This is a genomic window from Nocardioides sp. Leaf374 (assembly GCF_916862475.1).
GTDB classification, from domain to species: domain Bacteria; phylum Actinomycetota; class Actinomycetes; order Propionibacteriales; family Nocardioidaceae; genus Nocardioides; species Nocardioides kribbensis.
This window is the reverse complement of record NZ_CAKASO010000039.1, coordinates 1-22,399: the sequence shown is the minus strand read 5'-3', so window position 1 is coordinate 22,399 and position 22,399 is coordinate 1. Positions and strand designations below refer to the sequence as shown.

The following is a 22,399-nucleotide window of genomic DNA, read 5'->3' as shown; positions in this document are numbered from 1 at the left end:
CCGGCCCGGGGACGGGCGCCGCTGCGCGTGCGGACCCCAGGGCCGCCCGGCCCGTCCGGGCCAGGCGCGTGACCCGGACGGGCCAGGGTCGTTGGAGGAGTACCCAACCGTGTCGTGGGTCACCTCCGCGTGGCCGCGACCCACCACAGGAGGCACCCAGCCCGATGAGGACCCCGACCCCCCGCACCACCCGCCCCGGCTCGCGCCGGGCCGCCGCCGTGGCCCTGCTCGGCAGCGCCGCGCTCGGCACCGCCCTGGCCACCTCGACGACCGCGTCGGCGCAGACCGACCCCGGCGCCTTCGCGCCCGCCGCCGAGGCCACCATCACGCCGGGCACCCAGATGTACACCGAGGGCGCCCAGTGCACCTCCAACTTCGTCTTCGACGACGCCGCCGGCAACCTCTACGTCGGCTACGCCGCCCACTGCGCCGGCACCGGTGCGGCCACCGACACCGACGGCTGCCTCGCCGACTCGCTGCCGCTGGGCACCCGCGTCACCTTCAACGAGGGCGGCAGCCTGCTCGGGGAGGGCACCCGGCTCGGCGCCGGCACCCTGGCCTACTCCTCGTGGGACACCATGGACCGCATCGGCACCAGCGACGCCAACACCTGCGCCTACAACGACTTCGCCCTCGTACGGGTCGACGCCGCCGACGTCGGCAAGGTCAACCCCTCGGTGCCGTTCTTCGGGGGCCCGACCGGCATCGACACCGACGGCACCGCCGCCGGCGACCGGGTCCACTCCTACGGCAACTCGAGCCTGCGCGGTGGCCTCGAGCTGCTCTCGCCCAAGACCGGGGCGAGCCTGGGCGACGACCCGGCCACCGACGGCTGGACCCACCCGCTCTACACCGTCACCCCGGGCGTGCCCGGCGACTCGGGGTCGGGCTTCCTCAGCGCCGACGGCACCGCGGTGGGCACGCTGTCGACCCTCGGCCTGGCGCCGCTCCCGGCCTCGAACAACATCGGCGACCTGGCCAAGGAGCTGGCCTTCGCCCAGCAGCACTCCGGCATCGACGGCCTCGACCTCGTGCTCGGCACCGAGCCCTTCGACCCGGTGCTCTGAGGCCGGTGCTCTGAGGCCGGTGCTCTGAGGCCGGTGCCCTGAGGCCGGTGCCCTGAGGCGGCCAGCCGCCGCCGATCCGACGACCCCGTCCGCGTAGCCGGACGGGGTCGTCGCTCGTTGGGGGGTCATGTCCCTCTCCCGAGCGAGCCTGCGCCCCTCCCGCCCCGATCTCGCCCCGGCGCTCGCGGCGGGTCCCCTGCTGGCCCTGCTGGCGCTGCTGGCGCTGTTGGCCCTGGTCGCCGGCCTGGTGGCCACCCCGGGCGCCGAGGCCGCCGACCGGCGCGCGCGGGTCACCTCCTGGGCGCCGGCGGAGACCGCGACGATCCACCCCGGCGTGCAGATGTTCACCTCCGGTGCGCAGTGCACCGGCAACTTCGTCTTCACCGACGCCCGGGGCGGGGTCTACGTCGGCTACGCCGCCCACTGCGCCGGCCTCGGCGAGGCCACCGACACCGACGGCTGCAGCACCGCCTCGGTGCCGCTCGGCACGCGGGTGCGCTTCGCGACCGGCGCCACGCTCGCCGGGGGCGGCACCACGCTGGGGCGCGGCCGCCTGGCCTACTCCTCCTGGCGGGCGATGCGTGCCGCGGGCACCAGCAACGCCGACGCCTGCGCCTTCAACGACTTCGCGCTGGTGAAGGTCGACGCCGCCGACGTGCCCGAGGTCAACCCGTCGGTGCCCTTCTCCGGCGGCCCCGTGGGCCTGGCCGACTCCTCCCCGGCGGCCGGCGAGGTGGTGCGCAGCTACGGCCAGTCGAGCCTGCGCCCGACCACGCTGCTCTCGCCCAAGGTGGGCACGTCGCTGGGCGCGACCAGCCCGTGGAGCTCCGACGTGCTGACGCTGACGCCCGGTGTGCCGGGCGACTCGGGCAGCGGCTTCCTCGACGCCGAGGGCCGGGCCTTCGGCACGCTGTCGACGATCGCGCTCGCGCCGCTGGCCGGCACCAACGGCCTGGGCGACCTGGCCCGCGAGCTGGCCTTCGCCCGGCGCACGTCGGGCATCGAGGGTCTGCGGCTGGCCCCCGGCACCGAGCCCTTCCGTCCGCCGCTGTGAGGCCGACCCGGGCCTGACCCGGGTCCGGTCCGGGCCCGACCGGCGGCGGGCGACAATGGCGGGGTGCACCATCCCGAGGACTACGTCGAGGCCGTGCTGGCCTGCGTCGAGCAGGTGCCGCCCGGGCGGGTGACCACCTACGGCTCGATCGCCGAGGCGGTGGGACGCTTCGGCCCGCGGCGGGTGGGCAACGTGATGGCCCAGCACGGCGGTCCGGTGCCGTGGTGGCGCGTCGTGCGCGCCGACGGCACGCTGCCGCCGAGCCACCAGGGGGAGGCCGTGGCGCGCTACCGCGAGGAGGGCACCCCGACCCGCAGCACGGGGGCCGGTGCGCTGCGCGTCGAGCTGGCCTCGGCGTACTGGAGGCCGCCGGGTGGCTCCGGTGGACACCGGATCGGCTGACCGGCCGGTAACCGCGACACTGGCCAGGTGTTCTACCGCGTGCTCCACTCCGTCGTCCCCCCGCTGGCCCGCGCCGTGTGGCGGCCGAGGATCGAGGGGCTCCACCACGTGCCGCGCTCGGGCCCGGTGATCCTGGCCAGCAACCACCTCAGCTTCATCGACTCCGTCGTCATCCCGGTGACCGCGCCGCGCAAGGTGGTCTTCCTGGCCAAGTCGGACTACTTCACCGGCACGGGGCTGCGGGGGAGCGCGCAGCGGGCGTGGTTCGAGGGTCTGGGCATGCTGCCCGTGGACCGCGACGACCCGCGGGCGGCCCTGGCCAGCCTCGACGTGGCACTCGAGGTGCTCGGTCGGGGCGAGGCCTTCGGGCTCTACCCCGAGGGCACCCGCTCACGCGACGGCCGGCTCTACCGCGGGCGCACCGGGGTGGCCCACCTCGCGCTGACCGCCGGAGCGCCCGTGGTGCCGGTCGGCCTCGTCGGCACCGACCGGCTGCAGCCGGTGGGGAGCTCCTGGCCGCGCCTGGCCCGGGTGACGGTGCGCTTCGGGGAGCCGATCGTCGCCGGCGACCGGTTCGCGGGGATGTCGTCGGGTCGCGCCCGGCGCGAGCTCACCGACGAGGTCATGAGTGCGGTGGCCGCCCTCTCGGGCCAGCAGGAGGCCGGGGCCTACAACGAGCGGACCGCGCCGGCCTGACTCCGGGGTCCGCCTGGCGGAACGCCCGTCCACATGACGGACAGACGGTAACCGTTGTGTTTCAGGACACGGTTCGCTGAAGATCGTCAGACATTCTGACGATCCACCGCGACGACCTCCTGTCGCGGAGGCCCCCACGACAGGAAGCGAATCCCCTTGCGCCACCGCACCCTCGCGAGCCTGAGCACCATGGCTGTCGCTGCGACGACCCTCGCGCTCCTCGCCCCCGTTGCCACCGCCGAGCCCTCGGGCCCGAGCGGGTCCTCCGCGCTGACGTCCGCCGCCGGCGGCCGGGGCGTCACCCCCGACCAGAGCGCCGCGCGCCCGAGCACGGCGGCCGCCGCGAAGCTCGCCGCGGCCGCCGAGTCGTTCGGCGAGCCCATCACGATGCCCTCGTCGTACCCCGCCCAGCCGACGCTGGAGGAGCCGACGCCGACCGTGCCCGACGCCACCACGGTCAACGGCACCATCTCCTACTCCGACCTCGCCCCGCGCCTCAACGAGCTGATGGCCTCCAGCGACCGGATCTCGACCCAGCTGGTGGGCACCTCCACCGAGGGCCGCGACCTCTACCTGGTCACCCTCACCGCGCCCGAGACCGAGGCCCAGACCGCCCAGCAGACCGCGTGGCGCGAGAAGATCCGCACCGCGCCCGAGGCCGCGGCCGCCGACGCCGACCTCGCGGCCGGCTACAAGACGCCGATCTGGTTCAGCGCCAACATCCACGGCAACGAGTGGGAGGGCACCGACGCGGCCATGCAGGTCATCGAGGACCTCGTCGCCGCCCCCCAGGAGGAGGTCGGGGAGATGCTGGCCGGCCACCGGCTCTACTTCTCGCTCTCGCTCAACCCCGACGGGCGCACGAAGGCCACCCGCGCCACGGCGCTCTCGCTGGACCCCAACCGCGACATGATCACCAGCAAGACCCCCGAGTCGCTCTCCTTCGTCAAGACCGCGCAGGCGCTCCAGGCGCTCTACGCCGCCGACTTCCACGGCTACACCGGCGTGCTCCAGGTCGAGCCCTGCGGCCCGCCGCACGGCGAGAACTACGAGTACGACCTCTTCATCCCGCACGGCTACGCCGTCGCGCGCCAGGTCGAGGACGACGTCGTCGCCGCCGAGATCCCGGGCAACACCTACTACGACCCGGCGACCGACGACGACACCACCGAGAACACCGGCAAGATCAAGATCCCCTACCGCGACACCCCCGACGGCTGGGACGACTTCCCGCCGATCTTCACCGCGCAGTACGCCGCCTTCCACGGCGCCGTCACCAGCACCGTCGAGCTGCCCAAGGGCCGCACCTCGACCCCCGGCACGCCGTTCGCGTCGGTGACGACACCCGAGGACGCCGTCATCAACACCGCGGTGGCCAAGCAGACGATGGAGTCGATGGTCGACTACGTCGTGGCCAACGACGACGCGATGCTGGCCAACCAGATCGAGATGTTCCGCCGTGGCGCGGCCGGCGCCCCCAAGGAGTCGCTGACCACCGAGACCGTCGACGCCGTCGAGGGCCCCGACGAGTGGAAGGAGCTGTGGGACTCCGTCGACGACCAGGACCCGGTCGTGCTCCCGCGCGCCTACGTCATCCCCGTCGGCGCCGCCCAGCGCTCGCGCAGCGACGCCGCCCGCGTCGTGCAGCAGCTGCTCTTCAACGGCGTGGAGGTCGGCACGCTGGACCGCGCCACCACCGTCGACGGCACGACCTACCCCGCCGGCTCCTACGTCGTCGACATGCACCAGCCGCTGCGCGGCATGGCCAACGTGCTGCTCGACCTGGGCTCCGACATCTCCGACAAGGTGCCGTCGATGTACGACATCTCCGCCTGGAGCTACTCCTACCTGTGGGGTGCCACCGTCGACAAGGTCGGCCTCACCACCGACGCGCCCCTCGGTGCCACCACGCCGTTGACCGACGCGACCCCGACCGGGTCCGTGCCGGCCGAGGGCCGGCACCTCGTGCTCGACGTCGCGGGCGTCGCCGACTTCCAGGCGCTCAACGCGCTGCTGGAGGAGGGCGTCACCGTCTCCATGCTCGAGGACGGCTCCGCGGTCGTCGGTCCCGAGGACCGCGCCGCCGCCGCCGTCGTCGCCGAGGACCTCGGCGTGCGCTTCACCCGCGCCCGCGCCGCCGACCTCGACGCCCTCGACGACGAGGCCACCCGGGGGCTCGACGACCTCACCATCGCCTACACCGGCACCCAGGACGACAAGCTCTCGCTGCTCGAGCTCGGCTTCGACGACCTCGTGCCGGTCACCGCGGCCGACCTGGCCACCGACGCCTCCGTGCTCGCCGACGCCGACGTGCTCTGGGTCGGCGGGGCGCTGAGCTTCACCGAGGCCCAGGCGCCCGGCCTGGCCGCGCTGCAGGCCTGGCTCGACGAGGGCCACGGCGTCGTGGGGCGCGGCACGGCCGGCTACAACGCCGCCGCGCTGCTCGGCCTCGTCTCGGCCACCCCGGTCGCCGGCAACCGCTCCGGCAACGGGATCGTCGCGGTCGACACCCCGGCCGGCTCGGCGCTCGCGCCGTACGCGCAGGAGGCGTCGTTCATCTACCCCGCGCTGTCCTTCGCCGACCTCGGCGAGGGCACGACGGCCGAGCAGACCTACGCCGCCGACCCGCTGCTCGCCGGTCACTGGCGCCCCACGGCCGAGGGCAGCCCGGTGGGCGGTCCGGCCGAGGCGGCCGGCAAGGCCTCGGTCATCTCCGGTGAGGCCGCCAGCGGCGCCAGGGGCATGGTCTTCGGTACCTCGGTGTTCTTCCGCACCCACCCCAAGGGCGGGCTGAGCCAGGCCGCCCGCGGCCTGTTCTGGGCCGCCCCCGCCGGCGAGGAGGTCGCGCCGGCCAGGGCGACGTCGACCACGCGCCTCACCGCGCGCAAGGCCGGCACGGTCAAGGCCTCGGCCACCGTGCGGCTGTCCTTCAACTTCGGCGAGGCCGTGGGCACCGTGCAGCTGCGCGAGCGCGGCGAGGGTGTCGTGCGCACCGTGCGGATCACCCGCGCCGACGAGGGCTCCAAGAAGGTGACGGTGCGCCTGGGGCGCGGTCGTCACGTGCTGCGGGCGGTCTTCCCGGCCACCGAGCAGGTCGAGCGGAGCGCCTCGCGCACTGTGGTGGTGCGCCTGCCCTGACCCGGGCGCGCACCGCGACGCAGGCAGGACACCGGGAGCCGGCACCCCACGCGGGGTGCCGGCTCCCGGCGCGTGCGCTCAGGCCTGCTGGAGGCCGGGGCGGCCGGCCTCGACCACGAAGGACTGCCGCGTCGACACCGGGGCGCCGGGGCGGCGTACGTAGAGCAGGACCTTGAAGTCGGCGCGCAGGCTGTCGCGGCCGATCTCGGTCATGACGTAGCCGCGCTGGCTGTTGGCGAACCTGATGTGCGGGTTCTCGCGCAGCTGGGTGTCGGTCGCGGCGGTGGTGTCGGAGCCGTCGCCGCCGCTGGTGATCGAGGAGCACACGAGCTCGGCCGCGCGCACGGCCGAGTCGGGGTCGTCGAAGTCGGCGAGCACGTCGTTGGCGTAGTGGCGGTGCACGTCGCCGGTGAGCACCACGGTGTTGGCGTCGGCCGGCAGGGCGTCGACGAGGCGCTGGCGGGCGGGGGCGTAGCCGTCCCAGCCGTCCATCGACAGCGACCGGGTGGGGCCGGCGGTGAAGTCGCGGCGGGCGAAGAAGACCTGCTGGCCCAGCAGGTCCCAGGTGGTGGTGGAGGCGGTGAGGCCCTCGACGAGCCACCGCTCCTGGGCGTCGCCGCAGAGGGTGCGCGAGGGGTCGAGCGCCTCCTGGCAGTCGACCGCGGTGCCGTCGCCGCAGGCCTGGTCGTCGCGGTACTGACGGGTGTCCATCATGTGGAAGGTGGCCAGGTCGCCCCACTGCACGCGGCGGAACAGCTGGAGGTCGATGCCCTGCGGCACCGACGTGCGGCGCAGCGGCATGTTCTCGTAGTAGGCCTGGAAGGCGGCGGCGCGACGGGCCAGGAAGCCCGGCTGCGGCACCGCCGGCTTCTCGGGCACCTCGTCGGCCCAGTTGTTGTCGACCTCGTGGTCGTCCCACACCACGACCCAGGGTGCTGCGGCGTGGGCGGCCTGCAGGTCGGCGTCGGTCTTGTACTGCGCGTGGCGCTGGCGGTAGCCGGCCAGCGTCTCGGTCTCGGGGCCCTCGTGGTCGCGCACGTTGCCCGGCGCCACGACGTAGTCGTCCTTCGTGTACTCGTAGAGGTAGTCACCGAGGTGCAGCACCAGCTCGGGCTGCTCCTCGGCCAGGCGCCGGTAGGCGGTGAAGAAGCCGTGCTCGTACTGCGAGCAGGAGGCGAAGGCCATGCTGAGCGAGGCCGGCGAGGAGTCGTACGCCGGGGCCGTGCGGGTCAGGCCCGCGGGGGAGACCCACCGCTCGGCCGCGAAGCGGTACCAGTAGGGCCGGGCGGGCGAGAGGCCCTGGACCTCGACGTGGACGCTGTGGCCGGCGTCGGGGCCGGTGCGGGCCACGCCGCGGCGCACGACCCGGCGGAAGCGCTCGTCGGTGGCGACCTCCCACCGCACCGCGACCTCGCGGGCGGGCATGCCGCCCAGGCCGTCGGCGGCCAGCGGCTCGGGGGCCAGCCGGGTCCACAGGACGACCCCGTCGGGCAGCGGGTCGCCGGAGGCGACGCCGAGGGTGAAGGGGTCGCGGCTCAGCGGCCGGGCCGGGGCGGCGGCGGCCCCGGGCAGCCAGGCGGCGGGGGCCAGCGTGCCGGTGAGGGTGGCGGTGAGCCCGACGCCGGCGCCGAGGGCGGTGCCCACGACGGCGCGGCGGGTGGGGCCGGTGAGGGCGGGGTCGGTGAGGGCGGGCCCGGTGAGGGAAGGGCGGGGTGAGGCGTTCATCTGGGTGCTCCCGAGAGGGTGGTGCGGATGTCGGCGCGGCTCACGCTGTCGACCCCCGGGGCCCTGGCGGTGGCCCGGTGGTGACGGGTCGGGGGCGGGCGCGCGAACGGCTGTCGGCGCCGGGTGCTGAGATGGGGCCCGTGACCCGCCCGCCCCGCCCGGACCGTCCGGCCACCCCGCGCTACCACCTCGTGCACGAGCACGCGGAGGCCCCGGTGCCGCGTCTCGACGCCGAGCAGCAGCGCGTCGTCGACCACGCCGGCGGGCCGCTGCTGGTGCTCGCCGGGCCGGGCACGGGCAAGACCACGACGCTGGTCGAGGCGATCGTGCGACGCGTCGACGACGGGGCACGGCCCGACGAGGTGCTGGCGCTGACCTTCTCGCGCAAGGCCGCCGACCAGCTGCGCGACCGGGTCACGGCGCGGCTGGGGCGCACCATGGCGACGAGCCTGAGCTCGACCTTCCACTCCTTCGCCTACGCGCTGATCCGGCAGTACGCGCCGGCGGAGCTCTACGACGCCCCGCTGCGTCTGCTGAGCGCCCCCGAGCAGGACGTCGTGCTGCGCGAGCTCCTGGTGCCGACCCCCGAGGCCGTGGCCTGGCCCGAGGGGCTGCAGCGGGCGCTCGGCACCCGCGGCTTCGCACGCGAGGTGCACGCCGTGCTGTCGCGGGCCCGGGAGAAGGGTCTCGACGGCGCGGAGCTGGCGCGCCTCGGGCAGGTGCACGGCGCCCCCGAGCTGACCGCGGCCGGGCTCTTCCTCGACCAGTACCTCACGGTGCTCGACACCCAGGGCGCCACCGACTACTCCGACCTGATCCGGCGGGCGACCCTGGAGGCGGAGGTGCACCGCGAGGAGCTGAGGCGCCGCTTCTCCCACGTCTTCGTCGACGAGTACCAGGACACCGACCCCGGTCAGGTGGCGCTGCTGCGGGCGCTGGCCGGCGACGGTCGCGACCTCACCGTGGTGGGCGACCCGCACCAGTCGATCTACGCCTTCCGCGGCGCCGAGGTGCGCGGCATCCTCGACTTCCCGACCAGCTTCCCGCGCCGCGACGGCAGCCCGGCCGAGGTCGTCGCCCTGCGCACCACCCGACGCTTCGGCCCGCGGCTGCTCGTCGCCTCCCAGCGCGTCGCCGGGCGCCTCGGGCTCCCCGGCAGCATCGACGAGCAGGCCCGCGAGGCCTTCCTGCACCCGGTGGCCGAGCCGGGTCGGCTCGGCGAGGGCCGCGTCGTCGTGCGCACCTTCGACACCGACCGCGCCGAGTCCGAGCACCTCGCCGACCTGCTGCGGCGCGCGCACCTCGAGGACGGCGTGGCGTGGGACGACATGGCGGTGCTCGTGCGCTCGGGCCGCACCTCGCTGCCCCCGCTGCGCCGGGCGCTGGGAGCGGCCGGGGTGCCGGTGGAGGTCGCCAGCGACGAGGTGCCGCTCGTGCGCGACCCCGCGGTGCTGCCGCTGCTCGACGCGCTGCGCGCCGTGGTCGACCTGGAGGTCGCCGACCCCACCGCGCCCGACCACCTCGACCCCGGCCGGGTCGAGGCGCTGCTCGTGGGGCCGCTGGGCGGTCTCGACGCCGGCGACGTGCGCCGGCTGGGCCGTCAGCTGCGGGTGCGCGAGAAGCACCGGGCGCTGGCCGAGGACCGGGCGCCCCGCCCCTCCCGGGAGCTGGTGCGGCTGGCCCTGGTCGAGCGGGGGTTCCTCGACGGGCTCGAGGGGGGCGAGGTCACCCGGGCCCGGGCCCTGCACGCGCTGCTCGCCTCCGCCCGCGACGACCTCGAGGCCGGCGTGAGCGCCGAGGAGCTGCTGTGGGGGCTGTGGTCGGGCACGGGCTGGCCGGCCCGGCTGCGACGCGCGGTCGAGCAGGGCGGGGCCCCGGCCCGTCGCGCCCACCGCGACCTCGACTCGGTGTGCGCCCTCTTCGACGTCGCCGCGCGCGCCGAGGAGCAGCGCGACCACCGCGGCGTCCGCTCCTTCCTCGCCACCCTGGTGGCCCAGGAGATCCCGGCCGACACCCTCGCCGAGCAGGGCACCCGGGGCGCCGCCGTGCGGCTGCTGACGGCCCACCGCTCCAAGGGGCTGGAGTGGCGCCTGGTCGTGGTCGCCCACGTGCAGCAGGACGCCTGGCCCGACCTGCGGCGGCGCACCACCCTGCTGCAGGCCGACCGCATCGGCGAGGGCGAGCTCGTGCCGCCGGTCTCCGCGCGCGAGCTGCTGGCCGAGGAGCGTCGCCTCTTCTACGTCGCCTGCACGCGCGCGCGGCAGCGGCTCGTGGTCACCGCCGTCGCCTCCCCGGAGGACGACGGCGAGCAGCCCTCCCGCTTCCTCGACGAGCTCGGCGTCAGCGTCGAGGCCGTGGTGGGGCGACCCGAGCGCCCGCTGTCGATGGACGGCCTGGTGAGCGAGCTGCGACGCACCGTCGCCGACCCCGCGACGACGCCCGCGCTGCGCGACGCCGCCGCGCGACGGCTGGCGCGGCTCGCGGGGGAGAGCGCCGGCACCCGGCCGCTCGCCCCGCACGCCGATCCCGCGAGCTGGTGGGGCACCCGCGCCGCCACCCGCTCGGTGCAGCCGGTGCGCGACCCCGACCGGCCGGTGCCGATCTCGGCGAGCGTGCTCGAGGCCCTCCAGACCTGCCCGATGCGGTGGTTCCTGGAGCGCGAGGCCGGGGGAGCGGCCCGCTCCCACCAGTCGGCCAACCTGGGCAAGATGCTCCACGCCTTGGCCGAGCGCGTCGCCACGGGTGAGCTGGCGGCGGGGCCCGACGACGTCGACCTGCTGATGACCCACGTCGACGCGGTGTGGGGCCGCCTGGAGTTCCGCACCCCGTGGTCGCGGGCGCGCGAGCACGCCCGGGTGAGGGTGGCGCTGGCGCGCTTCCTGCGCTGGCATCACACCAACGCCCGGCGGCTGCTGCGGACCGAGGCGCGCTTCTCCACCGTCGTCGACCTCCCCGACGGCGAGCAGGTGCTGCTCAACGGCTACGCCGACCGTCTCGAGCTCGACCACGACGGGCGCGTCGTCGTGGTCGACCTCAAGACCGGACGCACCGCCCCCTCGACCTCCTCGGTGCAGGAGCACGTGCAGCTCGCCCTTTACCAGTACGCCGTGGACAGCGGCGCCGTCGACGCGGTGCTGCCCGAGGACGGGCACGGCGTCGCCGGCGGTGCCGAGCTGGTGCAGCTGGGCGCCCTCGACGACACCGAGCACGCCGTCGTCCAGCCGCAGGACCCCCAGCCCGCCGGCAGCCGGGGGCGCGAGGCCCTGCGCGACAAGCTCGCCCACGGCGCGGTGATGCTGCGGCGCGAGTCCTTCCCCGCCGTGGTGGGGCAGCACTGCCGCGACTGCGACTTCGTCGCGATCTGTCCGATCAAGGGCGCCGGGGCGGTGACCGCCTCGTGAGCGCGATCCCCCCGATCCCCCCGATCCCCCCGACACCCGGCACGGGCAGTGCGCCGCTGCGCATCGACACCCCGGCCGACCTGCAGCGGGTGATGCAGACCGACTACGCGCCCAGCGACCAGCAGTGGGCCGCGATCTCGGCCCCGCTGGCCCCCGGCGTCGTCATCGCCGGCGCCGGGTCGGGCAAGACCACCCTGATGGCGGCGCGGGTGGTCTACCTCGTCGTCACCGGGCAGGTGCGCCCCGAGCAGGTGCTGGGCCTGACCTTCACCACCAAGGCGGCCAGCGAGCTGCGCCAGCGGATCCGGGCCGCGCTGCGCACCGCGGGCGTGCTCGACGAGCCGCTGCCGCGGGGCGGCGCGCGCGACGACGACGCCGTCGAGGAGGTCCTGGAGCCCAGCGTGCTCACCTACAACGCCTACGCCGCCAACCTGCTCACCGAGCACGGCCTGCGCATCGGCCACGAGCCCGACACCCGCGTGGTCACCGATGCCGCGCGCTACCAGCTCGGCGCCCGGGTCGTGGAGCGCTTCACCGGCGACATCCACCAGCTCACCGACCACCCGCCCACCGCGATCCAGAACCTCCTCGCCCTCGACAGCGCCATGAGCGAGCACCTCGTCGGCCCCGACGACGTCCGCCGGGTGGACGCCGAGGCCCGAGCCGGGTTCGCGGCCGCCCTCACCGCGGAGCGCGCCGGCAAGGACCGCACGACCTACCGCAAGCCCGTCGAGGCCGCGCTCTCGGCCATCGACCGTCGCGGCGAGCTGCTGGAGCTCGTGGCCGGCTACCGCCGGCTGAAGGCCGAGCTCGGCCTGATGGACTTCTCCGACCAGATCGAGCTGGGGGCGCGGCTGGCCAGCGAGCAGCCCGACGTGGGCCTCGCGCAGCGGGCGGCCTTCCGGGTCGTGCTACTCGACGAGTACCAGGACACCTCGGTCGCGCAGGCGACCATGCTCTCCCGGCTCTTCTCCGGGCCCGACGAGGCCCGCGGCCGAGGGCACGCCGTCACCGCGGTGGGCGACCCCAACCAGGCGATCTACGGCTGGCGCGGCGCGTCGGTCTCCAACATCCTCAACTTCGCCGACACCTTCCCCGCGGCACGCGGGGGCGCGGTGCCGGTGCTGCCGCTGACGGTCAACCGGCGCTCCGACGCGCGCATCCTCGAGGTCGCCAACGCGCTGGCGGCCCCCCTGTACGAGCGCTACGACCAGGTGGAGCCGCTCCAGGCCAAACCCGGCGCGGAGCCCGGCGTCGTGGGCGCCGAGGTGCTCGAGACCCACGCCGACGAGCTGGCCCGCCTCGTGGAGGACGTGCAGGCGGTCCACGGCGGCGAGCGCGGCACCACCTGGAGCGACATCGGCGTGCTCACCCGCGACAACGCCCACGCCGCCGAGGTCTTCGACGCCCTGTCGGGGGCCGGGGTGCCCGTCGAGATCGTCGGTCTCTCCGGCCTGCTGCGGCTGCCCGAGGTGGCCGAGGTGGTCGCGGTGCTGCACCTGCTCCACGACGTGACCGCCAACGCCGCGCTGCTCACGCTGCTCACCGGGCCGCGGTGGGCGATCGGGGCGCGCGACCTGCGCCTGCTGGGCCAGCGCGCCGACGAGATCGCCGGCCGGGGCGGGCGGGGGGCCGAGGCCGGCTCGGTGACCGACCACCTGCTCGACATCGCCGACGGCATCGACCCCGCCGAGGTGGCCTGCCTCGACGACGCCCTGGCCGACCCCGGCGACCTGCCGTTCTCCGCGGAGGCCCGCGAGCGCTTCGCGCTGCTCGGCGCGGAGCTGCGCCTGCTGCGCTCGCACGTCGGCGAGCCCCTGCTCGACGTCGTGCGCCGCATCGTCGACCTCACGGGCGTCGACGTGGAGCTCGCCTCCGCCGTCGACCCGGCCGCCCTCTCACGGCGCGACAACCTCGACCTCTTCGTGCGCGCCGTGGCCGACTTCCAGGCCGTCGACGGCGACGTGGGCCTCCCGGCGCTGCTGGCCTACCTCACCGCCGAGGACGACCAGGGCAACGGCCTCGACGTCGCCACGCCGACCCTGGCCGACTCGGTCAAGCTGCTCACGGTGCACCGCTCCAAGGGTCTGGAGTGGCACGCGGTCTTCCTCGTCGGGGTCTGCGAGACCCGCTTCCCCTCCAACCGCTCACGCACCCTGTGGACCTCCTCGCCCAGCGTGCTGCCCGCCCCGCTGCGCGGCGACGCTCCCGACCTGCCGCAGCTCGCCGGCCACGACAAGGCGGCCCTCGACGCCTACCGCGCCGCCACACGCGCCCACGACGCCGAGGAGGAGCTGCGCCTGGGCTACGTCGCCTTCACCCGCGCCGCGCACGTGCTGTCGGTCACCAGCTACTGCTGGACCTCCCGCACGACCCCCTTCGGACCGTCGGCCTACCAGCGGGTGGTCGCCGAGAGGGTCGAGGCCTGGGGCGAGCCGCCGCGGCCGTGGCGGGAGAAGCCCGCGAAGGGCGACCCCAACCCCTACGACGCGGTCGACCCGTCGCGCCCGTGGCCGAGCACCGCCGTGGGCCGCGAGGCAGCCCTGCGCCGGGAGGCGGCCGAGCGGGTGCGCACGGCCGTGGTGGGCGCGCCCGACCTCGGCCTCGACATGATCGAGGCGGCCCGGGTCGCGGAGTGGGACGCCGAGCTCGACCGGCTGCTCGCCGAGGCCCGGCGCGACCGCTCCGAGCACGTCGCGGTCCCGCTGCCCTCGAGCCTGTCGGCCACGGCGGTCTCCCGGCTGCGCGAGGACCCCGAGGCCTTCGCGCGAGACCTGGCCCGTCCGATGCCGCGCCCGCCCTCGGCCGCGGCCCGCTTCGGCACCCGCTTCCACGCCTGGGTCGAGGCGCGCTTCGGCCAGCAGGACCTCTTCGACTACGGCGACCTCCCCGGGCGCGCCGACGCCGGCATCGACGACGACGCCGACCTCGAGGCGCTGGTCGCGACCTTCGAGTCCGGTCCCTTCGCCACCCGGGTGCCCCACCAGGTGGAGGCCCCCTTCGCCCTGGTCCTGGCCGGTCAGGTCGTGCGCGGGCGCATCGACGCCGTCTACGCCGAGCCCGACGGGGGCTGGCTGCTGGTCGACTGGAAGACCGGTCGCGCCGAGGCCACCGACCCGCTGCAGCTGGCGCTCTACCGCCTGGCCTGGGCCGAGCTCCACGGCGTGGCGCCCGAGCAGGTGCGCGCCGCGTTCTACCTCGTGCGCACCGGCAGCGTGGTCGAGCCCGTCGACCTGCCCGGCCGCGAGGAGCTGGAGGCGCTGCTCAGCCCGTCGCGGTGAGCGCGGCCCCGGCCTCCCGGCCCCGCAGCAGACGCAGCACGGCGAGCGCGGCGGCCCGCCCGGCACGGTTGGCGCCGATGGTGCTGGCCGAGGGCCCGTAGCCGACCAGCTGCACCCGCGGATCGGTCACGACGGTGGTGCCGTCGACGGCGATGCCGCCGCCGGCGCCGCGCAGACCCAGGGGCGTGAGGTGGGACAGCTCGGCGCGGAAGCCGGTGGCCCACAGGAGGGCCTGGGCCGGCTCGAAGGACCCGTCGGCCCAGCGGAGCCCGTCGGGCTCGATGCTGCGGAACACCGGCCGTCGCTCGTAGGCGCCGAGCGCGGCCGCTGCCCGCTCCTGGGGCCGCAGGGCCAGCCCGGTCACGCTCACCACGCTGGCGGGGGGCAGCCCGCGGCGTACGCGCTCCTCGACCAGGGCGACCGCGGCGCGGCCGGCCTCCGGGGTGAGGTCGTCGGTGCGCCAGACCGGGGGGCGGCGGGTGACCCACAGGGTGTCGGTGACCGGGGCGAGCTCGCCGAGCAGCTGCACCGCGGAGGCCCCGCCGCCGACGACGACGGTGCGCCTCCCGCGCAGCGCCTCGGGCCCGCGGTAGTCGTGGGTGTGCAGCTGCAGCCCGCGGAAGGTCCGCGCGCCGGGGTAGGCGGGCAAGAACGGTCGGCTCCACGTGCCGGTCGCGTTGACCAGGGTGCGGGTGGTCCAGGTGCGGTCGCCGGCCACGACCCGCAGCGGGCCGCCGGGGTCGTCGGGGTCGGCCGGCTCGACGCGCTCGACACGCACCGGCCGCACCACGGGCAGGGCCTGCTCACGCTCGTAGGCGGCGAACCACGCGGGCACGACCACGTTGGCGCGCTCCTCGCCGGGCCGCGGCGCGGGGGAGTCGGGCAGGTCGGCCACGCCGTGCACGTCGCGCATGGTCAGGGTGTCCCAACGGTGCTGCCAGGCACCGCCGGGCGCGGTCTCGGCGTCGAGGACGACGTGGCGCAGACCGAGCCGGCGCAGGTGGTGGGAGGCCGACAGGCCGGCCTGGCCGGCGCCCACGACCACCGCGTCGAGGAGGGTCCCGGGCGCTGCCATGTCGGGAGAACGCCGCGACGGGCCCGACGCTTCCCGGGTTGTCCGGGCGGCCTAGGGTCGCTGCGTGACCGCTCCCCACACGCTGCTGACCGTCGACGCGCACGACCGGGCGTCGGTGCGCAGACGTGACGAGGCCTGGCTCGAGCAGCAGTGGGCCGACCCGGCGACCCGGGTGCTGGTGGTGGCGGGCGCGCAGGTGCGCCCGCGGGGCGGCCGGATCGACTGGGTGCGGCCCGACGAGACGCCCGACGGGCTGCGGGTGCTGCTGGGCGAGCGCGACGACCGGGCGTGGTTCGCCCTGGTCACCGACCGTCCCGACCCCGACGAGCCGGGGTGGGCCGGGCTGCGCGACCTGCTCCCGCTGCTGGCCGGCGACGCCCCGGAGTCGCGCGCCGACGCCCCGCTGCTCTTCCACGCCCTCGGCATCGCCGAGTGGTTGGCCGTGACCCGCTTCTGCCCCCGCGACGGCACCCCGCTGGAGCCTCGCGCCGCCGGGCACGAGCTCACCTGCCCTCGCTGCGGGCGCACCCAGTTCCCCCGCACCGACGCCGCGGTGATCATGCTGGTCACCCACGGCGAGCCCGGTGCCGACGACGAGCTGTGCCTCCTGGGGCGCCAGCGGGTCTGGCCACGCGGACGCTTCTCGACCCTGGCGGGCTTCTACGAGCCCGGGGAGAGCCTCGAGGACGCCGTCCGCCGCGAGGTGGCCGAGGAGACCGGGGTCGAGGTGGGCGAGGTGTCCTACTTCGGCAACCAGCCCTGGCCGATGCCCGCGAGCCTCATGGTGGGCTTCGTGGGTCGGGCCACGAGCACGCGGATCGAGGTCGACGAGGTCGAGATCGAGGAGGCGCGCTGGTTCACCCGCGCCCAGATGCTCGAGGAGACCCGCGCCGGCACACTCGTGCTGCCCGGCGGGGTCTCCATCAGCCGCTCCCTCGTGGAGCACTGGTACGGCGGGCCGCTGCCCGGCCAGTGGTGAGCCGGCCGGGCGGGTGGTCCGCCGTCGCGCTCAGGCCAGCGCGGCCAGCTTCTCCTTGACCTGCGCCAGCGAGGGGTTGGTCTGGGACGTGCCGTCGCTGAACACCAGCGTGGGCACGGTCTGGTTGCCGTTGTTGGCCTGCTCCACGATCAGCGCCGCGTCGGGCTGCTGCTCGATGTCGACGACGTCGTAGGAGATGCCCTCACGGTCCAGCTGGCTCTTGAGGCGGTGGCAGTAGCCGCACCAGGGGGTGGAGTACATCGTGAACGAGCTCATCTGGGACTGTCGCCTCCGACATCTAGGGTGGTCACGACGCCCGAGGCGGGCGTCGTCGTACCTGTCGTCAACCAGCCTGCCCCAGGAGTTGTTCCCCTCGTGACCCGCCCCGCCGACCTCCTCGACGCCCTCGATCCCGAGCAGCGCCAGGTCGCCGAGACGCTGCGCGGACCGGTGCGCGTCCTCGCCGGCGCGGGCACCGGCAAGACCCGGGCCATCACCCACCGCATCGCCCACGGCGTGGCCTCGGGGGTCTACGTGCCCACCGAGGTCCTGGCGGTCACCTTCACCACCCGCGCGGCGGGGGAGATGCGCCAGCGGCTGCGGGTGCTGGGCGCCGGGGGAGTCCAGGCGCGCACCTTCCACGCCGCCGCGCTGCGCCAGCTCCGCTACTTCTGGCCCCAGGTCCAGGGCACCGAGCTCCCTGCGCTCACGGAGTCGAAGATCCCCCTGCTCGCGGGCGCCGCGCGACGCCACCGCATCAACGCCGACCAGGCGCTGCTGCGCGACCTGGCCTCGGAGGTGGAGTGGGCCAAGGTGAGCAACGTCCACCCCGACGACTACGCCCGGGTCGCCACCCAGCGCGGCCGCACGGTGACCGGCCACGACGCCGAGACCGTGGGACGGATCTTCTCCAGCTACGAGGAGGTCAAGCGCGGGCAGGGCCGCATGGACATGGAGGACATCCTGCTGCTCACGGCCGGGCTGCTCGCCGAGGACGAGCGGGTCGCGGCCCAGGTGCGCCGGCAGTACAAGTGGTTCGTCGTCGACGAGTTCCAGGACGTCTCGCCGCTGCAGTCGGCCCTGCTCGACCTGTGGCTCGGCGGTCGTGACGAGCTGTGCGTGGTCGGCGACCCCGCCCAGACCATCTACTCCTTCGCCGGCGCCGACGCGCGCTACCTGCGCGAGTTCCCCCAGCGCCACCCCGGCACGACGTCGGTGGAGCTGGTGCGCAACTACCGCTCCACGCCGCAGGTCGTGGGCGCGGCCAACACGCTGCTGGCCGGGTCGGGCAGCGAGGGCGTCTCGCTGCAGGCCCAGCGCCCGGGCGGCGCCGCCGTGCGCTACGCCCCCCACCCCGACGAGGTCGCCGAGGCCGAGGCCACCGCCGCCCGCATCCTCGCGCTGCGCGAGAGCGGCCACCCGATGTCGGAGGTCGCGGTGCTCTTCCGCATCAACGCGCAGTCCGAGGCCTACGAGGAGGCGCTCTCGGCGCGCTCCATCCCCTACGTCGTGCGCGGCGCGGCACGGTTCTTCGACCGCCCCGAGGTGCGCGAGGCCGTCACCCGGCTGCGCGGCACCGCCCGCTCCAGCGCCGAGGTCACCGACCCCGACGAGATCGTCGAGGTCGTGCGGGCCACGCTGGCCGCGATGGGCTGGACCGACCAGCCGCCCACCGCCCGCGGGCAGACCCGCGACCGGTGGGAGTCGTGGCAGGCCCTCGTCGACCAGGCCGCCGAGCACGCCGGCCAGCCCGGCGCCTCCCTCGGGGCCTTCGTCGACGACCTCGACCGCCGTGCGGCCGAGCAGCACGCGCCGGTGGCCGACGGGGTCACGCTGGCCACCTTCCACGCCGCCAAGGGCCTGGAGTGGGACGCCGTCTTCCTGTGCGGCCTGCAGGACGGCACGATGCCGATCACCTACGCCGAGACCCCTGAGGCGGTCGAAGAGGAGCGCCGCCTGCTCTACGTCGGCATGACGCGCGCCCGCGCGGAGCTGAGCCTGTCGTGGTCGCTGGCCCGCAACCCCGGCGGCCGGCCCTCGCGCAAGCCCTCGCGCTTCCTCGACCCGCTCCTGCCCGACCAGTCGCGCCCGACCGGCGGGCCCGGCCGCGCCCGCAAGGCGATGACGTGCCGTGAGTGCGGACAGCCGCTGTCGACCGCGGCGGAGAAGAAGACCGGTCGCTGCGTCGACTGCCCCGCCTCCTACGACGAGGCGCTCTACGAGCGGCTGCGCGACTGGCGTCGTGAGCGGGCGGGGGAGGAGAGCGTGCCGGCCTTCGTGGTCTTCAGCGACGCCACCCTGCAGCTGGTCGCCGAGCTGCGCCCGAGCACCCCTGAGGCGCTGCTGCGCATCAGCGGGATCGGCCGGTCCAAGGTGGAGAAGTACGGCGAGGACGTGCTCGCCCTGCTCTCCTGACCCGCCCCGCGCGGCCCCTCGGCAGCCCCCTCGTGGGCGCCCCCGCAGCCCTGATCAGCGGGCCGCGGAAGAAAACCGGGAAATAGTCATAAAATGGTTTGCTCCTTACAGGAGCAGCCCGGTAGTTTCCTCACCACACGACCAGCAGCGCACCACGGCCCTGACGAAGCCGGCGCACGACGCACCGAAGGAGGTGGCCCCGATGGCCAGCACCAAGCTCTGGATGACGGCTCAGACCCCGTCCCGCTCCGCCCTGCCCGTCTGCGGCCGCACGATCGCCTTCACCGCGTCGACCCAGGGGACCACTGTGTCCTCCGCCGCCGTGTCCACCGCCGTCGTGTCCGTCGCCGCCGAGCGCCAGGGCGTCGTCGCGGGCGATCTGGCCTTCGGCCACGCCTTCATCCCGGGTGTCCTCGCCTGGAGTCCACCGACCTGTTGATCCTCGACAGCTCGGCAGCCTCCAGGCCGCGGAACCCGTAACCCGGGATCCGCGGCCTTTTGCATTCCCCCAGGACCCCGGAAACCCCGGGCCCCACGAACCCCTGCACCACCCAGCGACCGGTCAAGGACAAGGAGGTGACACACATGACCATCAGCGACCTCCACCGCCACGAGACGGTCGAGCCCACCCTCGGTCTGCTGCACGACCGCGCCGTCGACGTCGACGACGCACTCATGCCGTGCCGCACGAACAACCCCGAGCTCTGGTTCGCCGAGACCCCCCAGGACGTCGAGCACGCCAAGGCCCTCTGCGGCAGCTGCCCCGTCAGGCACCTCTGCCTCGACGGTGCGCTGCAGCGGCGCGAGCCCTGGGGCGTCTGGGGCGGCGAGCTCTTCCTCCAGGGCGTCGTCATCCCCCGCAAGCGGCCCCGCGGCCGTCCTCGCAAGAGCGAGGTGGCGGCCTGACCGCCGCCGGCACCGTCCTGCTCCACCCCGTCCGCACGACCCGGCACCACCCGAGACCCGAAGGATCCCGTGATGTACCCGCTCAACGACCACCTGGCCCGAGCCCAGGTCACCTCCCGCCTCGACGAGGCGCAGCGTCAGCGCCGCGGCCACGAGCTGGCCAGGGTGCACCGTCGCAGCCGGCGAGCCGAGCGCGCCGTCCAGCAGGCCCGCACCGCCCTCGCCCGCGCGCTCTGAGCGCACCGACCCGACCAGGAGGCACCACGACCATGACCACCCCGACCACGACCCGGCTCGACGCCGCGATCCGCGCAGGCAGCCACGCCGACCCCCGCACCGACACCCACAGCGACCCGAACCGGAGCACCACGATGAATCTCATGCACGAAGAACTGGCACGCATACAAATGTCCGAGCGCCTGGGAGAGGCGCACACCCGCCGCGACCAGCGCCTGGCCAAGGCCAAGCGGCTGGCCCGCCGCTCCGAGGCGGCCGCCCAGCAGGCGCGCCTCGCCCTCGCCCGCGCGCTCTGAGCGCACGCGGCACACCGACCCGAGCCGGGCACGACCTCGTCGTGCCCGGCTCGGGCGCGTGCGACAGGTCTAGGGTCGGGGGATGAGCACCACCTGCGACCTGTGCGGCACCGTCGAGGACGACCCGCAGCGGCTGCTGGCCTGGACGGTGTCGTTCGAGCGCGGACGCCGCCAAGACCTCTGCGTGACCTGCGCGCGTCGCCACCTGCGCGCCCTGGAGGGCAAGCTCGACTCCGAGCACTGGTAGACGCCCCGGCCGGGCGCGGGCCCGGACGGTCCTCGGGATCGTCACGTCGTGCCCCGTCGGTGCTCGAGTGGTCGGTGGAGGTCTCGGGCACCCCGCCTCGGACGGTCGGTCCCCGCGAGCGCCGCCAGCACCGGTCGGCCCCACGCGGGGCTGCGTCACGTCGCCGGTCGGCCCGTCCGAGAAGTGGCGGCGAACGACCGGTCGAGGGCCGCCGCAGGTGTCGTCTCCCGCCACTACGCACAGTCGGTCACCGCGAGCGCCGCCGCCGCCGGCCCCCGCCAGGCGGGGCTGTGTCCCGTCGCCGGCCGGCCCGAGAAGTGGCGGGAAACGACCGGTCGAGGGCGCCTGGAGGTGTCGTCTCCCGCCACTTCGCGCACGTTTGCTCACCGTGAGCGCCGGCCCCGCCGCGCGGAGCTGTGTCTCGCCGGCCGGCCGGCCTGAGAAGTGGCGGGAAACGACCGGTCGAGGGCCGCCGGGAGTGTCGTCTCCCGCCACTTCGCGCACGTTCGGTCACCGCGAGCGCCGCCAGCGCCGGATCCCGCCGGGCGGGGCTGTGTGCCGTCGCCGGCCGGCTGACCCGGGAAGTGGCGGGATACGACGGGTCGAGGGCGCCTGGAGGTGTCGTCTTCCGCCACTTGCCGCACGTTCGGTCACTGCGGGCGCCGCCAGCGCCGGATCCCGCCGGGCGGGGCTGTGTGCCGTCGCCGGCCGGCTGGCCCGGGAAGTGGCGGGACCCGACGGGTCGAGGGCCGCCGACGGTGCCGTCCCCCGCCACTCACCGACGACGTCCCGCTCAGCCCACCTGCGCGCCGTCCCAGGAGCAGCCGCACCGCGGGTGCCGCAGCCAGCGACGGCTCCGGCAGGAGAGCAGCTCGTCGACCTCGACCGTCGTCGACCACGTCGACGGCGTGCCGCCGTCGAGGTAGGTGACGACGTCGCGCACGGCCCACGACACCGCGAGGTGCAGCAGGGCCGGGTCGAGCGGGGCGACCGGTGCCGGCGCGGCGGCGACCTGCTCGAGCACGAGCCCGCGCCGGGGGTCGTGCTCGGCCCGGGCGGCGTCGACGCACCGCAGGCAGGCGGTGACCCCCGGCTCCACGAAGGGGCCGACGACGACGCCGTCGGGGCCACCGACGACGAGCAGGTGCGGCTGCGCCTCCTGCAGGAGGGGGTCGAGACCGGCCCGGGCCGGGGGGCCCGCGCTGAGGCGGAGCACGACGTCGGGGCTGGTCGCCGGGGCTCGTGCGGCGTCCGCCCGTCGGGCCCGGCCCCCGCCGGCTCCCCGGGCCTCACCGGGGCCGGCGACCCCCGCCCCCGCCTCGCGCAGCAGTCGCACGGCGAGGTCGGTGGCCGCCACCGGCACGGTGTCACCGCCCTCGACCGCCACCACGGCCTCCGAGCGGCTGCCCGGTCAGCCACGTGGCCCACGAGTTCCCCCAGCTGTGCGAGGCGGAGACCGCGGCCATCGGTCGCGTGCTCG

General features: G+C 75.4%; 18 protein-coding genes. 14 read left to right on the top strand and 4 right to left on the bottom strand.

Annotated features, from left to right (window positions below; translation table 11 throughout):
- Positions 1–164 precede the first annotated feature (164 nt).
- The 5 genes from LPA27_RS15530 to LPA27_RS15510 all read left to right on the top strand — a co-directional run bounded on the left by LPA27_RS15530 (position 165) and on the right by LPA27_RS15510 (position 6,357).
- A complete protein-coding gene (locus LPA27_RS15530) occupies positions 165–1,067 on the top strand; it encodes a hypothetical protein (RefSeq protein ID WP_056903760.1) in 903 nt (300 codons plus the stop codon).
- A 127-nt stretch (positions 1,068–1,194) separates the two neighbouring features.
- Entirely contained in the window at positions 1,195–2,121 is a 927-nt protein-coding gene (locus LPA27_RS15525) for a hypothetical protein (RefSeq protein ID WP_228943020.1), read from the top strand.
- A gap of 63 nt (positions 2,122–2,184) precedes the next feature.
- Positions 2,185–2,523, top strand: a complete 339-nt coding sequence (locus LPA27_RS15520) for an MGMT family protein (protein WP_056864004.1) — start codon at positions 2,185–2,187, stop codon at positions 2,521–2,523.
- 27 nt (positions 2,524–2,550) lie between these two features.
- A complete protein-coding gene (locus tag LPA27_RS15515) occupies positions 2,551–3,219 on the top strand; it encodes a lysophospholipid acyltransferase family protein (RefSeq protein ID WP_228943019.1) in 669 nt (222 codons plus the stop codon).
- Between the two features lie 189 nt (positions 3,220–3,408).
- A complete protein-coding gene (locus LPA27_RS15510; protein WP_228943018.1) occupies positions 3,409–6,357 on the top strand; it encodes a M14 family zinc carboxypeptidase in 2,949 nt (982 codons plus the stop codon).
- Positions 6,358–6,435: 78 nt separating this feature from the next.
- Here the strand turns inward: LPA27_RS15510 and LPA27_RS15505 are convergent, their stop codons facing one another.
- Positions 6,436–8,082, bottom strand: coding sequence for an alkaline phosphatase D family protein (locus LPA27_RS15505; RefSeq protein WP_228943017.1), 1,647 nt, complete (start codon positions 8,080–8,082; stop codon positions 6,436–6,438).
- Between the two features lie 140 nt (positions 8,083–8,222).
- On the opposite strand from LPA27_RS15505, the gene LPA27_RS15500 reads away from it, so the two are divergent.
- Both LPA27_RS15500 and LPA27_RS15495 read left to right on the top strand, forming a co-directional pair.
- Entirely contained in the window at positions 8,223–11,483 is a 3,261-nt protein-coding gene (locus LPA27_RS15500; protein WP_228943016.1) for an ATP-dependent helicase, read from the top strand.
- Positions 11,480–14,764: an ATP-dependent helicase gene (locus tag LPA27_RS15495; RefSeq protein ID WP_228943015.1), complete on the top strand. Its 3,285-nt coding sequence runs from the start codon at positions 11,480–11,482 to the stop codon at positions 14,762–14,764. The genes LPA27_RS15500 and LPA27_RS15495 overlap by 4 nt, the downstream gene beginning before the upstream one ends.
- Here the strand turns inward: LPA27_RS15495 and LPA27_RS15490 are convergent.
- The gene (locus tag LPA27_RS15490; protein WP_228943014.1) at positions 14,748–15,839 is read right to left on the bottom strand and encodes an FAD-dependent oxidoreductase; all 1,092 of its coding nucleotides are present in this window, start codon (positions 15,837–15,839) and stop codon (positions 14,748–14,750) included. The genes LPA27_RS15495 and LPA27_RS15490 overlap by 17 nt on opposite strands.
- A gap of 64 nt (positions 15,840–15,903) precedes the next feature.
- Here LPA27_RS15490 and nudC point away from each other — a divergent pair, with 64 nt between their 5' ends.
- A complete protein-coding gene (gene nudC / locus LPA27_RS15485; RefSeq protein ID WP_056903766.1) occupies positions 15,904–16,818 on the top strand; it encodes an NAD(+) diphosphatase in 915 nt (304 codons plus the stop codon).
- Positions 16,819–16,848: 30 nt separating this feature from the next.
- On the opposite strand, the gene LPA27_RS15480 is transcribed toward nudC, so the two are convergent.
- The gene (locus tag LPA27_RS15480) at positions 16,849–17,094 is read right to left on the bottom strand and encodes a mycoredoxin (RefSeq protein WP_056864009.1); all 246 of its coding nucleotides are present in this window, start codon (positions 17,092–17,094) and stop codon (positions 16,849–16,851) included.
- A gap of 99 nt (positions 17,095–17,193) precedes the next feature.
- On the opposite strand from LPA27_RS15480, the gene LPA27_RS15475 reads away from it, so the two are divergent.
- The 6 genes from LPA27_RS15475 to LPA27_RS15450 all read left to right on the top strand — a co-directional run bounded on the left by LPA27_RS15475 (position 17,194) and on the right by LPA27_RS15450 (position 20,919).
- Entirely contained in the window at positions 17,194–19,233 is a 2,040-nt protein-coding gene (locus LPA27_RS15475; protein ID WP_228943013.1) for an ATP-dependent DNA helicase UvrD2, read from the top strand.
- A 202-nt stretch (positions 19,234–19,435) separates the two neighbouring features.
- Entirely contained in the window at positions 19,436–19,672 is a 237-nt protein-coding gene (locus LPA27_RS15470; protein ID WP_228943012.1) for a hypothetical protein, read from the top strand.
- A gap of 146 nt (positions 19,673–19,818) precedes the next feature.
- The gene (locus LPA27_RS15465; protein ID WP_056864012.1) at positions 19,819–20,139 is read left to right on the top strand and encodes a WhiB family transcriptional regulator; all 321 of its coding nucleotides are present in this window, start codon (positions 19,819–19,821) and stop codon (positions 20,137–20,139) included.
- Positions 20,140–20,211: 72 nt separating this feature from the next.
- A complete protein-coding gene (locus LPA27_RS15460; protein ID WP_165699037.1) occupies positions 20,212–20,376 on the top strand; it encodes a hypothetical protein in 165 nt (54 codons plus the stop codon).
- A gap of 32 nt (positions 20,377–20,408) precedes the next feature.
- Positions 20,409–20,672, top strand: coding sequence for a hypothetical protein (locus LPA27_RS15455; RefSeq protein ID WP_056864013.1), 264 nt, complete (start codon positions 20,409–20,411; stop codon positions 20,670–20,672).
- An 82-nt stretch (positions 20,673–20,754) separates the two neighbouring features.
- Positions 20,755–20,919, top strand: a complete 165-nt coding sequence (locus LPA27_RS15450) for a hypothetical protein (RefSeq protein ID WP_165699038.1) — start codon at positions 20,755–20,757, stop codon at positions 20,917–20,919.
- 793 nt (positions 20,920–21,712) lie between these two features.
- Here the strand turns inward: LPA27_RS15450 and LPA27_RS15445 are convergent.
- Positions 21,713–22,306, bottom strand: a complete 594-nt coding sequence (locus LPA27_RS15445) for a TOMM precursor leader peptide-binding protein (RefSeq protein WP_228943011.1) — start codon at positions 22,304–22,306, stop codon at positions 21,713–21,715.
- Between the last annotated feature and the right edge of the window lie 93 nt (positions 22,307–22,399).

Coding starts and splice junctions, on each gene's coding strand:
- LPA27_RS15530 (WP_056903760.1), top strand. CDS start 165: ATGAGGACCCCGACCCCCCGCACCACCCGCCCCGGCTCGCGCCGGGCC.
- LPA27_RS15525 (WP_228943020.1), top strand. CDS start 1,195: ATGTCCCTCTCCCGAGCGAGCCTGCGCCCCTCCCGCCCCGATCTCGCC.
- LPA27_RS15510 (WP_228943018.1), top strand. CDS start 3,409: ATGGCTGTCGCTGCGACGACCCTCGCGCTCCTCGCCCCCGTTGCCACC.
- LPA27_RS15505 (WP_228943017.1), bottom strand. CDS start 8,082: ATGAACGCCTCACCCCGCCCTTCCCTCACCGGGCCCGCCCTCACCGAC.
- LPA27_RS15490 (WP_228943014.1), bottom strand. CDS start 15,839: ATGGCAGCGCCCGGGACCCTCCTCGACGCGGTGGTCGTGGGCGCCGGC.
- LPA27_RS15480 (WP_056864009.1), bottom strand. CDS start 17,094: ATGAGCTCGTTCACGATGTACTCCACCCCCTGGTGCGGCTACTGCCAC.
- LPA27_RS15470 (WP_228943012.1), top strand. CDS start 19,436: ATGGCCAGCACCAAGCTCTGGATGACGGCTCAGACCCCGTCCCGCTCC.
- LPA27_RS15465 (WP_056864012.1), top strand. CDS start 19,819: ATGACCATCAGCGACCTCCACCGCCACGAGACGGTCGAGCCCACCCTC.
- LPA27_RS15460 (WP_165699037.1), top strand. CDS start 20,212: ATGTACCCGCTCAACGACCACCTGGCCCGAGCCCAGGTCACCTCCCGC.
- LPA27_RS15455 (WP_056864013.1), top strand. CDS start 20,409: ATGACCACCCCGACCACGACCCGGCTCGACGCCGCGATCCGCGCAGGC.
- LPA27_RS15450 (WP_165699038.1), top strand. CDS start 20,755: ATGAGCACCACCTGCGACCTGTGCGGCACCGTCGAGGACGACCCGCAG.